Source organism: Streptomyces sp. NPDC088124, assembly GCF_040685895.1.
Classification (GTDB): Bacteria; Actinomycetota; Actinomycetes; order Streptomycetales; family Streptomycetaceae; genus Streptomyces.
In genome coordinates, this window is the sequence record NZ_JBFBJB010000007.1 from 23,538 (window position 1) to 37,004 (window position 13,467).

Annotated in this window: 11 protein-coding genes and 2 pseudogenes; 6 read left to right on the plus strand and 7 right to left on the minus strand. The window is 63.7% G+C overall.

Going from position 1 to position 13,467, the window contains the following annotated elements:
- The 5 genes from AB0P17_RS07545 to AB0P17_RS07565 all read right to left on the minus strand — a co-directional run bounded on the left by AB0P17_RS07545 (position 1) and on the right by AB0P17_RS07565 (position 5,245).
- On the minus strand, positions 1 to 933 hold the full coding sequence (locus AB0P17_RS07545) for a branched-chain amino acid ABC transporter permease (RefSeq protein ID WP_365808518.1): 933 nt from the start codon (positions 931 to 933) through the stop codon (positions 1 to 3).
- A 96-nt stretch (positions 934 to 1,029) separates the two neighbouring features.
- Positions 1,030 to 2,262, minus strand: a complete 1,233-nt coding sequence (locus tag AB0P17_RS07550; RefSeq protein ID WP_365808519.1) for a branched-chain amino acid ABC transporter substrate-binding protein — start codon at positions 2,260 to 2,262, stop codon at positions 1,030 to 1,032.
- A 904-nt stretch (positions 2,263 to 3,166) separates the two neighbouring features.
- Positions 3,167 to 3,646, minus strand: a complete 480-nt coding sequence (locus AB0P17_RS07555; protein WP_365808521.1) for a hotdog fold thioesterase — start codon at positions 3,644 to 3,646, stop codon at positions 3,167 to 3,169.
- A gap of 443 nt (positions 3,647 to 4,089) precedes the next feature.
- Positions 4,090 to 4,869: a DDE-type integrase/transposase/recombinase gene (locus AB0P17_RS07560; protein ID WP_365808522.1), complete on the minus strand. Its 780-nt coding sequence runs from the start codon at positions 4,867 to 4,869 to the stop codon at positions 4,090 to 4,092.
- Positions 4,870 to 5,071: 202 nt separating this feature from the next.
- Entirely contained in the window at positions 5,072 to 5,245 is a 174-nt protein-coding gene (locus tag AB0P17_RS07565; RefSeq protein ID WP_365808524.1) for a hypothetical protein, read from the minus strand.
- Positions 5,246 to 5,602: 357 nt separating this feature from the next.
- Between AB0P17_RS07565 and AB0P17_RS07570 the strand changes: the two genes are divergently transcribed.
- The 6 genes and pseudogenes from AB0P17_RS07570 to AB0P17_RS07595 form a co-directional block, all read left to right on the plus strand.
- Positions 5,603 to 7,939, plus strand: coding sequence for a glycoside hydrolase domain-containing protein (locus tag AB0P17_RS07570; RefSeq protein ID WP_365808526.1), 2,337 nt, complete (start codon positions 5,603 to 5,605; stop codon positions 7,937 to 7,939).
- A 239-nt stretch (positions 7,940 to 8,178) separates the two neighbouring features.
- Positions 8,179 to 8,610, plus strand: coding sequence for a hypothetical protein (locus AB0P17_RS07575; protein ID WP_365808528.1), 432 nt, complete (start codon positions 8,179 to 8,181; stop codon positions 8,608 to 8,610).
- Positions 8,607 to 9,296 (plus strand): hypothetical protein, encoded by a 690-nt coding sequence (locus AB0P17_RS07580; RefSeq protein WP_365808530.1) that lies wholly within the window; start codon positions 8,607 to 8,609, stop codon positions 9,294 to 9,296. Before AB0P17_RS07575 ends, AB0P17_RS07580 begins: the two co-directional genes overlap by 4 nt.
- A gap of 154 nt (positions 9,297 to 9,450) precedes the next feature.
- On the plus strand, positions 9,451 to 9,687 hold the full coding sequence (locus AB0P17_RS07585) for a hypothetical protein (protein ID WP_365808532.1): 237 nt from the start codon (positions 9,451 to 9,453) through the stop codon (positions 9,685 to 9,687).
- Between the two features lie 155 nt (positions 9,688 to 9,842).
- Positions 9,843 to 10,076 carry an IS3 family transposase gene (locus AB0P17_RS07590; RefSeq protein ID WP_365808817.1) on the plus strand — a complete coding sequence of 78 codons (234 nt, stop codon included), beginning with the start codon at positions 9,843 to 9,845 and terminating at the stop codon, positions 10,074 to 10,076.
- 68 nt (positions 10,077 to 10,144) lie between these two features.
- Positions 10,145 to 10,314: pseudogene (locus AB0P17_RS07595) on the plus strand (integrase core domain-containing protein); the annotation flags it as partial.
- A gap of 1,120 nt (positions 10,315 to 11,434) precedes the next feature.
- On the opposite strand, the pseudogene AB0P17_RS07600 reads toward AB0P17_RS07595, so the two are convergent.
- Both AB0P17_RS07600 and ltrA read right to left on the minus strand, forming a co-directional pair.
- Positions 11,435 to 11,697 (minus strand): annotated as a pseudogene (locus tag AB0P17_RS07600) (transposase); the annotation flags it as partial.
- Positions 11,698 to 11,830: 133 nt separating this feature from the next.
- Positions 11,831 to 13,261: a group II intron reverse transcriptase/maturase gene (gene ltrA, locus AB0P17_RS07605; RefSeq protein ID WP_365808533.1), complete on the minus strand. Its 1,431-nt coding sequence runs from the start codon at positions 13,259 to 13,261 to the stop codon at positions 11,831 to 11,833.
- Positions 13,262 to 13,467: the final 206 nt, after the last annotated feature.

Consider the following 13,467-nt stretch of genomic DNA (forward strand, 5'->3'; position numbering starts at 1 on the left):
TCACGCCCGATCCGCGACGCGCTCACCGAGCAGACCCTGTGGCCTGACGAGGAGTACGACGATAAGGAGGACGAAGGCCCAGACGTTGGCCCATGCGCCGCCGCCGAGCTGCTGCATCCCGGGGATTTCTTCGATGTACGCGATGGACATGGCTTCGGCGAGGCCGAGGACGACGCCGCCGACCATGGCTCCGTAGATGTTGCCGATGCCGCCGAGGACCGCGGCGGTGAACGCCTTGAGTCCGAGGATGAAGCCCATCTCGAAGTTGATCTGGCCCTTGTCGAGTCCGTAGGCGACGGCGGCGACGGCGGCGAAGGCGGCGCCGATCGCGAAGGCCATGACGATGATGCGGTCGGTGTTGATGCCCATGAGCTTCGCGGTGTCGCGGTCCTGGGAGGTGGCCTGCATGGCGCGTCCGCTGCGGCTCTTGGAGACGAAGAGGCCGAGGGCGATCATGCACAGGGGTGCGAGGACGAAGAGGAAGGCGTCGGCGCGCTGGATGTAGAGGCTGTCCGTGATGTGGAAGGACTCGCCCTTGAACTCAGGGAAGCTGACGGCCTTCTTGGCGTCGGGGTAGAACGCCCAGACGAGCTGCTGGAGGGCGATGGAGAGGCCGATCGCGGTGATGAGCGGTGCCAGCCGTGGGGCGCCTCGCAGGGGGCGGTAGGCGAATCGTTCGGCCGCGGTGGCGACGGCCACCGAGGCGAGGGCGCCGCCGATGATCATGAGGGGAATCGCCACCACCAGGGAGGTTCCGTTGGGGAGCCAGGTGTAGATGGTGAGGGCGCCGAAGCCCCCGATCATGAAGATCTCGCCGTGGGCGAAGTTGATGAGCTGCACGATGCCGTAGACCATGGTGTACCCGATGGCGATCAAGCCGTAGAGGGCACCGAGGGCAAGGCCGTTGGCGAGCTGTTGCGGCAGTTCGTTCACCGCAGGGCCTCCGATGGTGTCGGATATGACACCGCGCGAGGGCGCTGTTGCGCCCTCGCGCGGTTCGGTCGGTGTGTGGGGGCGTTGCGGTCCGGGTCAGTCCTCGAACGTGGCGCTCTTGACGTCCTTCCAGACACCGCCTTCGACCTTGTAGACGGTGAGCTGCTTGTTGGTGGTGTCGCCGTACTCGTCGAAGGCGACCTTGCCGGTCACACCGTCGAAGGCGACCTTGCCGGTGGCTTCGAGGACCTTCTCGCGGGCGTCGTCCGGGAGCTTGCCGTCGTTGTCGGCGACGACGGCCTTGACGGCCTGGATGATGGCCCAGCCGGCGTCGTAGGAGTAGCCGCCGTAGGCGGCGTACGGGTCCTTGTAGCCGCCCGCCTTGTAGTCGGTGATGAACTGCTTGGCGGTGTCCAGCTTCTCCACGGGGTAGCCGATGGAGGTGGCGAAGTCGCCGTCGTTGGACTCGCCGGAGGCGGAGATGAAGTTCGGGTCGTAGATGCCGTCGCCGCCCATGGTCGGGACCTGGGCGCCGGTCTTCTTGATCTGGTCGGAGAGCAGGCCGCCCTCGGGGTACTGGCCGCCGAAGTAGACGGAGTCGGCGCCGGTGGACTTGACCTTGTCGGCGGTGGAGGAGAAGTCGGTCTCCTTGACGGTGACGTGGTCGGTGCCGACGACCTTGCCGCCGAGGCGCTTGAACTCCTCGGAGAAGATCGCGGCGAGGCCGGCGCCGTAGGTCTGCTTGTCGTCGACGACGAAGACCTTCCGCTTCTTGGCGTCGTTGTAGTAGTACTGCGCGGCGAACTTGCCCTGGACGACGTCCGTGGCGGCGGTGCGGAAGTAGGAGGCGAAGGGGCGCTTCAGGTCGCCCTTGGCCCAGTTGTCGCCCTGGGAGAGGGCGGGGTTGGTGTTGGCGGGGGAGACCTGGACGAGCTTGGCGGTGTTGAAGACGCCCTGCATCGACTGGGCGACACCGGAGTTCAGGGGGCCGACGACACCGAGGACGTCCTTGTTGCCGACGAGCTTGGCGGCGTTGGACTGACCGGAGGCGGGGACGGCCTGGTCGTCGAGGGCTTCGATCTTGAACTCGACGCCGGGGACCTCGTTGTTCTTGTTCGCGGTCTTCGCGGCGAGGTCGACGGAGTTCTTGATGCCCTGGCCGAGCGCGGAGAGTGATCCGGTGAGCGGCGCGTCGACACCGATGACGACGGTGATCTTGTCGCTACCGCTGCTGTTGCTTCCGCTGTCGTCGCGGGAGCCACAGGCGGTGAGGGTGAGCGCACCCGTTGTTATCGCGGTGGTGAGCATGATCAATGAACGGTGTCGCACGGTTGAGTCCTCTCCCCTGGCGCGGCCTCCTCTGCTGAGGTGCCGGTTGCGTTCGCCGGACTGTACTCGTGCGTACATATGAGCTGATGCTCACACCGGCGGCGCGGTGACTGGGCGTGACTCTAAGCGCAGGTGAGCGAGGTGGGGAGCGGTGAGCTAAGGATGTGACTGTCTTGTTATGCCGAGGCCAACACTTGGTGGGCACAATCCGGGCGAACCGTGACGTTCCACGTTTTCCGAATTTCGACCACATCGTGAGAACCTGCAGTTCCGCTAAGGGACTTGAGCGGTTTTTGGTGCTGACGGCCGATCGGGCAGCGGCGGGGAGCGAAACGGGCAGCGAGGTGTTCCGCGCGGGCAGCGAAGGGATCTCAGTTCACCTGATTGTTACACAGGGTGATGGATGGAGGGGGCGCGCGGAGGCTCGGAGAGGTCCTCCGGGAGCGGTCGGGGTGGTCGGTGCCCGTTGTCCGGACTCCCGGTGGCGCCGCCGCGCGCCACGCACAGAGGGCGGCGTACGGTTCGGCGGGGGTGGCGCGATACAGCGCGGGGGTGGTGCGGGCGGAGGACGCCGATGTCGCGGCGCTGCCGCAGCCTTTGCAGCCCCCGGCGCGGACGGTCGGAGCCAAGGCCTCGGTGAGCGTGACAAGGGCGATCGGCGGGGCCGGGGAGCGGCCCGCGCGCGTGTTGGGACCGGCGGGATTCGTATGGGGGCGGTCAGGATCTGTACGGGAGCGATTCGCCCGCCCGTACCGGATCCGCGCCATCTGCCCGAGACCATGGGGGCACGGTAAGCGGTGCTCCCGGCCCGTCCAAGGGGTCCGTGGAGTCCTGCTGGACGAGTGGGCGGCGACGGTGGCCCCGTCCGCCTCTCCCCGCGGGTGGGACATCGGAGGGGCAGGTCCTACGGCGCGGTGCTGGTGGGGGCCGCGGGCGTGGTGCGCAGCAGGCAGGTCAGCCGGGCGGTGCAGACCCGCTTGTCGTGCTCGTCGGTGATGACGATCTCGTATGTCGCGGTGGTACGGCCGCGGTGGACGGGGGTGGCGACGCCGGTGACCATGCCGCTGCGCACGCCGCGGTGGTGGGTGCAGTTGAGGTCCACCCCGACGGCCATCTTGGTGGGGCCCCCGTGCAGCATCGAGCCGATCGAGCCGAGGGTCTCGGCGAGTACGGCGGACGCGCCGCCGTGCAGCAGGCCGTATGGCTGGGTGTTGCCCTCGACGGGCATGGTGGCGACGACGCGCTCCGCGGACGCCTCGACGATCCGCACCCCCATCCGGGTTCCGAGGTGCCCGCCGGAGATGATGGCGCGCAGATCGATGGAGTGCGCGGCGAATTCGTTGAGGACGTCCTGCGGGAACTGCACGGTGGTCTGCTCACCCATGGGGCTGGCTCCGATCGGCTGCGGTGTCCGCTTGTGTGTGCGGTGTACGCCGTCCTGTGTATCAGATGGCTGAGCGGACGCTTATGGCTCGAGATCGTGATCGTTGATTACCTTCTGTGTGGTGGAGACTCAGGCGGGTGCGGAAACCATTCGAGTTGGCGGAACGCCGGACTCGAACTGGTGTGATCAGCTCATTGCTGAGATAGTCCGGCTGTAACTTGCCGATGGGTGGTCGGAGCAGGGGAGGGCAAGCTGGTCTCAGCCTCGATCCATCGACGTGCTCTGAACCTGGATCCACCGCGTTGACGTGACCACCGGAGTGTGGACACAGGGGTTGATGCCGCGAGTGTGACTCTACGTTCTTCTTGGTGCTGCCGTTCGAACGCGGCAGGTGAGAGGCAGTTGAGGGCGCTGTGGCGGCTGCGGGCGTTGTAGTACGTCAGCTATAGGAAGATCTCCAGCCCCGCCTGGCGCAGCGTCGAGAACAGGCTCTGGTGCATCGCCTCCCTCTTGAGTCCCTGCCAGAATCTCTCCGCGAGGGCATTGTCGTAGCTCGAGCCGATGCGGCCCATGCTCCTGCGGATCCCGAAGCCGTCGCAGACCTGCGCGAACGCGGCGGAGGTGTGCTGGGTACCCCTGTCCGTGTGGAAAATCACCCCGTTCACATGGCCGCCACGGGTCGCCACCGCCATCGTCAGAGCGCCGATGGCCAGTTCAGCGCGCATGTACGAGGCCATCGACCAGCCGATCACCCGGCGTGACCAGATGTCCAGCACGCCGGCTAGAAACAGCCAGCTGCCGCCGACCTGACGTATGTGATGTCGCCGCACCACTCGTCCAGCCGTCCGGCAGTGAAATCGCAGCGGACGAGGTCCGGGGCAGGCAGCGCGAGCCGGTCCGAGAGCGTGGTGCGCTTGCGTCGCCGCAGATACCGGCCCTCGATCCCATGCTGGCGCGCTCGACGCGCTTGCGGCTGACGGCCTGCCCAAAGTCGCGGAGCTCGGTGTGGACGCAGCGGACCCCGTAGGTTCCTTGTGCTCGGTGTGGATCTCGCGGATCTCCGCGATCAAGGCTTCGTCGGCTGCTTGCCGCTCGGCGCGGGCCAGCGTGCCGGCGGTCCACCGGTAGTAGCCGGATGGAGAGAACTGGAGGACCCGGCATATCCGCTGCACGCCGAAGGTCTTGGCGTGCTCGGAGATGAAGTCTCCGCGGCGGGTCTTCACTTCATCTCCTTCGCGAAATAGGCAGCTGCGCGGCGCGGGATCTACCGAGGTGCCATTTCTTCTCAGCCTTCAGCAGTCGGGCGGTCTCTGCCTGCAGCCGGGCGAGCTCCGCCTGGACGTCCTCCACCTCCGGCCCGCGGCCAGGCGACGTGCGACCCTCCGCATCACGTACCCACGTGCGCAGCGTCTCGGGGGGTGACGTTCAGATCGGCCGCGTGCCCTTGTAGAGATCGGCGTGGTGGGTAACGGGCCAGTCGCCCCGGCGGCCCTTCCTCTGCCGGTTGGCGGCCTGGGCCCCGCTTCTCATCAGGTGTCCTTCTGTATCGAGATCAAGCGTGCAGACGATTCCATAATCGGACATCTGTTCGACCTCCATGGGGTCGTCAGGTATAGACCTGTCGGTCGGCTCACGCTAGGATCCGGCAGGCGTACTCGGAGTGCACGTCGATGCACAGAGGGTTGTGTGGATGGTCCGGATGAGTGTCGAAGGGATTCGGCGTGCCGGAAAGGAATAGTCCATCACTCTCGTGGGGATTCTGCTGCGCGGCTAGGCCTTCGGGAGCAGCAGCCCGGACGGCCTGGTCTCGGTTGCGCATGCCGGGAGCGTCTTTGTGCTGCTCGCATCATCTGGTCCGGCGTGCTGCCGTGAAGGCTGCCCAGCCGTTCGCCGTGGTCGATCCGAGCCCGCCGTTTCCCCGCACGTATCGAAGAATCGAAGGAGTGGATTGCCGACATGGCTGACGAAATGGTTCTTCAGGCCCAGAAATGGGTCAATGCGACGTACAAGAGTGTCGTCGGCTACAACCCCGTGACGGAGGATGGGAAGACCGGATGGAACACCATGTACTCCCTGACCCGGGCGTTGCAGCACGAACTCGGGATCACGGCGCTCTCCAATGCCTTCGGTCCCACCACGTTGTCGATGTTGGCGGCCAGGGGGCCCATCAAGGTCGGTGAGTCGAACAAGAACATAGTTAAGATCATCCAGTGTGGTCTTTTTTGCAAGGGTTACAATGCTGGGGCCATCGATGGGGAAATGTCGAACTCTACTTTGTCCGGATTCAAAACGATGATGTACGACATTGGAATCTGGGAACCAGAGATCGACAATACTCTGCCGGCCAAGGTCTTCAAGGCCTTGCTCACCATGGATGCCTACATCTTCCTGTCCGGCGGACTGGAGCAGATCCGCCTCATGCAACAGTGGCTCAATTCCCTCTACTGGAAGAAGTCGACCTTCTTCATCGGCCCGTGCGATGGGTTCTTCTCCCGCGACGTGCAGCAGGCCCTGATGAAGGGTATCCAGTACGAGTCGGGAATTCCGGAAGACTCGGCCAATGGCGTCTTCGGCCCCGCCACGGAAGCAAGTCTGCGGGCTCATACGCTCTCCGAAGGCGACTCCGGAAAATGGGTGCAGCTGTTCTCCGCTGCCTGTGTGGCGAACGGTCCGTCGAACACGAGTGGCGACATCGCCAGCTTCAGCTACGAATTCGGACCGAAGCTCGCGAGTTGGGTGAAGAAGTTCCAGAGCTTCTCTGAGATCAGCGTGACGGGTAAGGCCGACTTCGATACTTGGGCGCAGTTGCTGGTTTCCTATGGGAACCCCGACAGGGCAGCCAACTGTTGCGACACCCGCTTCACCATCACCTCCTCTCGGGCGAAGGCGCTTTACGCTGCTGGCTACCGCGCCGTAGGCCGCTACCTCGACGAGCCGGCCGGGAGCACCCTGAACAAGGAGATACAGCCCGGCGAGCTGGACGCGATATTCTCCGCCGGCTTGAACGTCATCCCGCTGTGGCAGTACGACGCGCGGAAGCTCGCGGACTTCTCCTACCCCAACGGCTTCTCGCACGGGCGTAAGGCGCACGAACGGGCTGAAGGCTACGGATTCAACCGGAGCACAGTGATCTACTTCGCGGTCGACTACGACGCCACGCAAGCGGAGATGGACAAGATCGTTGACTACTTCACCGGCGTGAACGACGCCCTGAAGAGTAACGGCAGCAAGTACATCGCCGGCGTGTATGGTTCGCGGAACGTGTGCGCAAGCGTGTCCGGAGGCGCCTATGTGCCGTACGCGTACGTCTCGGGTATGTCCTACGGATTCTCCGGCAACCTCGGATTCCCCCTCCCGCAGAACTGGACGTTCAACCAGATCAAGGAGTTCAACTTCTCTGCAGGTTCGGACACCTTCGCGCTGGATCGGGTGACCCACCGCACCGGCTCGGACTTCGGTCAAAACTCGGTCAACCAGCCGGGAAGTTCATCGGTCGATGAGTTCATCGCGTACGTCCAGAAGGTGTACGACGCTGCAGTCGCGTACGGAAAGGGTAACGCGAACGAACTGTGCCTGCAGTTCATGCGCTGGGACAAGTACACCGACTCCCGGTGGGGATCACTGTTCGGCGATGTGGACAACGCGTTCATCCAATTCGCGCGCGACCGAGGACTCGGCCGCGCGAGGGAGCAGTCGTACCTCGACCCGTCGATGGGTGTCACCATCAGCCCAGACCACCTGATCGCCAGTGCCGCAGGCTATTTCCTCAAGGGGAATGCCGGAGTCGGCAAGGCGAATCGTGCCGAGCTCGCCAGTTGGGGTGGGGACCTGCTCACGTTCTACGGCGAATGGAGCCGTTCGGACAACGCATCCCCGCTGGACTTCTGCCGCAAGACACTGGCCAGGCCCGACGTCGCGTCTACGTTCTCGCTCAGCGACCTGATCGAGGACATCGATGGGTTCACGGTCGCGACCAAGCTGAAGGCCGGCAGCACGAACATCGTCACCGAACTCAGGAAAATTCTGCTCGGTGGGGGTCACGCAACGCGTTTCAGTGATTTCAAGGCGGCCAGGTTCGGCACCACCACTGACGGCGTCACGAAGACGGCGAAGGCGTTTCTCGAGGACCAGATCGACGACACTCTGCTGTCAAGTACGCGTGCGCTGTTGATCCAGAGGAACTGTCCGCTCCTCAAGGAGCCCTGGAACGAGCCCGACTCCGTGATGGACGAGTTCTACCGGGGATTCGCCGAAGTTCTGCAGCGTCTCATCGGCCAGGAAGCGGCCCGCTGAAGCAGGTGTTTCGACCAGCGGGCTGTACCCGTTGTCCAGATTCTCACGGAAGTGAACTCTCGCTAGAGTGCGCTCATTCTTCATCGCAGCCAGGGTGACAGCAGAGGCAGAATCCTGTGCCCATCGAAAGCGGTAAGTCGGGTAACTTGCCCAGTCATGGGGAAACGCTTGACGCGGGAGACAGGAAGAATCACGCGGCTCTGTGTGTCCGCGAAACCGGATCAGGAAGAGAAAACGCAATGCCGATGCCTTTTATGGGCCTGCTCCTGCTCATTAGTGTGGCGGCTGTGCCGGCGTGCATCCTGCTGATCGTTCTCATGCTGAGGAACCCGCCCCGTTCGCTGTCCAAGCTCTGTGGGATTCTCGCCCTGGTCTTCGGTTTCTCGGCCGCGGCCGTGTACTGCTACGGCTGGTTCTCCGTCACACTCGGGGGTCCGTTCCCAGAGCTGTGCGAGGACAGGAACGCGTCCGGTGCCCCGTTGGCGAGCCTGAATCAGAATTACTGGCCCCTTCGCAACGCCTGCATCTATTCCGACGGCTCGACGGTGGAGCACGTTTCCATGTCGATCAACGTGTTCGTCTGCGTGCCGGCTGGTCTTGCCATCGTCCTGACCTGTGCCGCCGCGTTCCTGTACCGGCGGGCACGACACATTCCCGAAGGGACCTCATGACCATCGAATTCTCGCGTCGCGCTACACTCAAGCAGCTCACCGGCGTCGCTGCCGGTGCCGCACTGGTCTCCTGCGGAGGTGCACTGCTGGCTCCCGCCACCGCCGTTGCCGCGGACACCACGTGGCGCAGATCGGTTTCGGCGAATGGCTGGAGCATTTCGAACGCCCGCTCTTCGTTTACCGGCACCTGCGACATTCAGGGAACCGGCCTGACCGTCGTCCTGCGCGAAGGAGACACCGCAACGGTCCTGGCCTACCTGGCACAGCGTTTCCACTACGACGTCGCCCGGCTGGAGAGCGAGCTCGGCGAGATCGTCGGATACCGCGCCGATCGCGAGGTCAGGGCAGACTTCGAGTCCAACCACCTGTCAGGAACCGCACTCGCGTTGTATCCGGAGGTCTACCCGCTGGGAGTCACGGGGAACTTCTTCCCGTACCAGGTCACGGCGATCCGGGACATCCTTGCGGAACTCGGAGGCGTGGTGAAGTGGGGCGGTGACATGAGGCCGACCATGGAATCCATGTTCTTCATCGACGTGCCGCCGGAGTCGCAGCAACTCAAGCAGGTCGCAGCGACGCTCAGAGAATGGCAGATCACTCCGGGCAAGGGCGCCGGGACTCAGAACTTCGGGGACCCCAAGCGCATCAAGGCGTCGAAGGAACTGGCGAAGAGTCAGAAGGTCTAGTAATCCAGCAGTACTTCGTGGTTTGACCTGGGGAAATATTGAGCGGTGGGAGTGTAGCGGGCAGTTGGCCGTCACGGGCGACTTCTGCCCGCACGACCCTCGAAGGAGTGCCCACGACGGTGGTAGTGGTAGCGGCGCGGGGAAGCTCCCGATCGTGACCACCGAACAGGCACACACCCGGGACCGTAACCTCAACGACCTCTTCGCCACCATCTGGCGCCGTTTCGCCAGTGCTGAACTACGCCGCCGCATGCGGGACTACGTGCGCGCACCGCTCGCCCCGGTAGCACGCAAGAAAGGAGAACACCGAACTCAAGCGGCGAACGACATCCTGAAGGCCGCGGCGAGTTGCTTCACGGCCGAACTCGATCGACCACTCACACGCTCGTAGCGTTTATCGACGAGCACCGGGACGGCTTCGGCGGTGTCGAGCCGATCTGCAGGACGCTCACCGAGCACGACTGCAAGATTGCCCCCTCCACCTACTACGCCCACAAGACACGTCTGGCCGAGCCCTCGCCCCGCACCCTGCACGATGCAGACCTCATGCCCGTCATCCGTGAGGTGTTCGCCACCACCTACCGTGTATACGGGGCTAGAAAGATCTGGCGGGAGCTGAACCGGCAGGGCCGTCAGGTAGCCCGTCGAACGACTGATGCGCGAACTCGGCAGCACCGGCGCTATCTGCGGCAAACGGGTCATCACCACGATCCCGGGCGGCCAGGTCGACCGGGCCCGAATCTCCTCGACCAGAAATCCCCTACGAGAAAGGTGAGTTGATACATCCCTCCGACGCCGTTTCTCAGTAGACGAGTTTCAAGCTTGCCGAGCGTCTGGACGTTGTCAGCATCGCGGCAAGCATTGGATCAGTCGGAGACGCGTACGACAACGCTTGATGGAATCGACGATCGGGTTGTACAAAACGGAGTTGATCAAACTGTAGAGACCCTGACGGACGCTGTCCGAGGTCGCCACCGCGGAGTGGGGCGACTGGTACTGCCACCGCCGACTCCACGGTGAGAGAGGGCACATCCCGCCCGTCGAGCGCGAGACCGACTACTGCCTGGCACCCACGAAACGCCAGGTCACAACCACAAACTGAGATCTCTATCGAACCTGGGGCGGTTCAGTACCTCAGGAGTAGTCGTTGCAGCAAGGGGTGGACACTGGTGCGGTACATGACCGGTGTGGGTGGGTCGACGCGCCAATACTCTGCGTGGTCAGCGGGTGTTCATGGTGCGACGGCTGGCGGTGGGTGCTCGATAGCCCAGGCTGCGGCCAGTCGCAAGTCGTCGTCCGCCGGCTCCGAGACTGGGAACGCCCCGCACTGCCCGCTCCGAAACTAGAAAACCGGTGCTTACCCGATGCGACAGTTGGCTACCAGTTTGCCCCGGATTTCAAAACCTGACGTTTAAGAATAAAGTCCCCATCAGTGAACTGATGAGGACTCGAGAGTGCTGGAATATTTGAGCGAGGCCTTCTATGTATCCATCAGCCAGTCGGTGCATGAGTTCAACAGTGTGTCACCCTCGAACCGGGCAACTTGCACGCCGACGTTGGTGAAACCGCTGCTGTATTCAGCATAAGTAGTCCAGTTCTTGACTGTGCCACTCCCCTCGGTGACAGACCTCCATGGGAAGCTAAGAGGGCTTCCGCCGATAGTCTTTCCCACGACTCTGATTCTGACATGATGGCCGTCGGCCAGTGAGTCGGCGAGGGCCAAGGTGAGATTTACTCTCTTGTCGCCTGAAGTCCATGACGGGGTTGTGAGGGATCCGCTGGCACCGGTTGTTACGCACGCGGCAGTTTGAACTGCTGCGTGTGCCGGACTGGTTGTTACTGCAACAATGAAAATTGAAGAGATTGCGCCCAGTGTGAGTTTTGTGATGCGATTTTTCACGTGATCCTCCTGTGTGGCGTTTTTCGTCTTCCGTGATCGTATGAGCGTGAGTGTGTAGTGTCAATGAATTGGAGGATTCCGGGTATCGGAAGGTCGAAGAAAGGCCAAATTTGGTCTCTTGTGTGTGTCGCTCTCGCGGTCAGGCGAGGGGCTCCTCTTCTGGCTTGAAGAGTGCAGCATGGTAGGGAGGTGGAGATCCGTGGTTATTGAGGTTGAACTCGTGATGTCGCTGGGTTGCTCAGGTGGGTCTGATGGTCGGGCCGGTTTCGGTGAGGCAGCCGTCTATGAGGTCGCTGCGGTACTGGATGTGGCGTAGGCCGTGTCGGATGCGCTGGACGAGGTGTTCGGGGGTGCTGAAGGCGACGTTGGAGAGCCGGCCTCGCCGCAGGAGGGACCAGATCCTTCGACGGGGTTGAGGTCGGGTGCGTAGGGCGGCAGGTAGTAGATGGTCAGCCAGTCCCGGCAGGCGGCGAACTCCCGGAGGCCGGCGGCCTTGTGGACGGTGAAGTCGATCCGGGGCGCGGTTCCGGTCTTGTCGACCGGCCCGTTTCCCCAGACCGCTTCCCGCACCCGGCGTGCCCGTTTCCGAGCACCGGGTGCTCCACAAGTCCTGTTCAGAACACGTGTGTTGTCCTCATTCCAGGCCGAGCCATGGAGTCGGGATGACTGTTCCCCGGTAGCGGTAGCGCGTGGTGGTTGCCTTCGCGGGGTTGAACAGCGGCCTTTCCTCCGAGGCCGGCCACCATCCGACGTCGCAGTAGCGGCGGTGGGGGTCCTTCCAGGTGGACCGGCGGTGTTTGCGGCGCAACCAGCTCCCGACCTGGCGCCACGTGTAGTAGCTCAGGTAGGCGAAGGTCGCGCTGGACACGCCGGGCCGGAAGTAGACGCACCAGCCCTTGAGCGCCGGGTTGAGCTGACGCAGCAGGGCATCGAGCGGCCGGCTCGTGTCCGTTGTCCGGCACATCGTCCTGACCTTGCCGGTTATGGCCTTGACAGCCTTGCCGGACGGATAGGTGTAGATGTAGTGCCGGGTGCTGCCTCGTTTTCGGTGACGCTGGATGCGCCAGCCGAGAAAGTCGAGGCCCTTGTCGATATGGGTGATCAGAGTCTTCTCCGGTGACAGGCGCAGGCCCATCCCGGACAGGACTTCTGCGATCTCTTCCCGGAGAGCTTCGGCATCGTCGTTCGTGCCCGACACCATCAAGCACCAGTCGTCCGCGTAGCGGACGAGCCGGTAGTTGGGCAGGCGGTGACGACGGCGCTTGGCTCTCTCCGTCTGGCTTGAGGCGGGTCCGCCGGGGCCTTGGGCGATGTGCTCGTCCAGGACCGTCAGAGCCACGTTGCTCAGCAGCGGTGAAAGGATCGAACCCTGCGGGGTTCCGGCGCGGTTCTCTCGCAGCATGCGGTCCTCGCCGAGGATGCCTGCTTTGAGGAACGCCTTCACCAGTGCCAGGACGCGCTTGTCTCCGATTCGTTCCCGCACCCGGTCCATCAGGGCCGGATGAGAGATTTCGTCGAAGCACGCCGTGATGTCTCCCTCGACGACCCACTCGTAGGAGCGGGACGCGAAGTAGCGCACCTCAGCCACGGCGTCGTGAGCACGACGATTCGGGCGGAACCCGTAGGAGCACGGGTAGAAATCCGCTTCGAAGATCGGCTCCAGCACTAGCTTCAAGGAAGCCTGCACCACTCGGTCGGCGATGGTGGCGATCCCCAGTCGGCGCAATTTGCCGCCCACCTTCGGGATCACCCGTTCCCGTACCGGCAGCGGGCAGAAGCTGCGGTCCTTGACCTGCGACCGCAGCCCGTCGAGGAAGTCCACGACGCCCTGCCCGGCCTCGATGGAACGGGCCGTGCGCCCGTCCACTCCAGCCGTGCGCGCTCCCTTGTTGCCCCGCACCCGATCCCACGCGACCAGAAGGAACGCGGGATCGGCAACGAGGTTGAACAGATCATCGAACCTGCGATGAGGGTCATCACGGGCCCAACAGTGCAGCTTGGTCTGGATCTTCAGTACCCTGCGCTCCGCTCCGAACAGAACGGAGTCAAGTTCGTCGGTATTCACAGGCGACAGCCTCCTGACCTTCCAGTACGTCCACCGCTGACTTGCTGGTCTCCTTCGCCATGTACGCGCCTCTCGCGCGCTCGGACTACTACGAGACCTCCGCCCCGCCCAACGGCCATCAGTTGGCAACGGACCTGCCCGCCTCCGAACTGGCTGTCCGGCGGGAAGGGCGACCGCAGGCGGTTCCCACGTTCACTGCAGAATCG

Bases quoted from the DNA above. Each gene is read 5' to 3' on its own strand.
- AB0P17_RS07570 (WP_365808526.1), top strand. From the start codon at position 5,603: ATGGCTGACGAAATGGTTCTTCAGGCCCAGAAATGGGTCAATGCGACG.
- AB0P17_RS07575 (WP_365808528.1), top strand. From the start codon at position 8,179: ATGCCGATGCCTTTTATGGGCCTGCTCCTGCTCATTAGTGTGGCGGCT.
- AB0P17_RS07580 (WP_365808530.1), top strand. From the start codon at position 8,607: ATGACCATCGAATTCTCGCGTCGCGCTACACTCAAGCAGCTCACCGGC.
- AB0P17_RS07590 (WP_365808817.1), top strand. From the start codon at position 9,843: ATGCCCGTCATCCGTGAGGTGTTCGCCACCACCTACCGTGTATACGGG.
- AB0P17_RS07565 (WP_365808524.1), bottom strand. From the start codon at position 5,245: ATGGAGGTCGAACAGATGTCCGATTATGGAATCGTCTGCACGCTTGAT.
- AB0P17_RS07555 (WP_365808521.1), bottom strand. From the start codon at position 3,646: ATGGGTGAGCAGACCACCGTGCAGTTCCCGCAGGACGTCCTCAACGAA.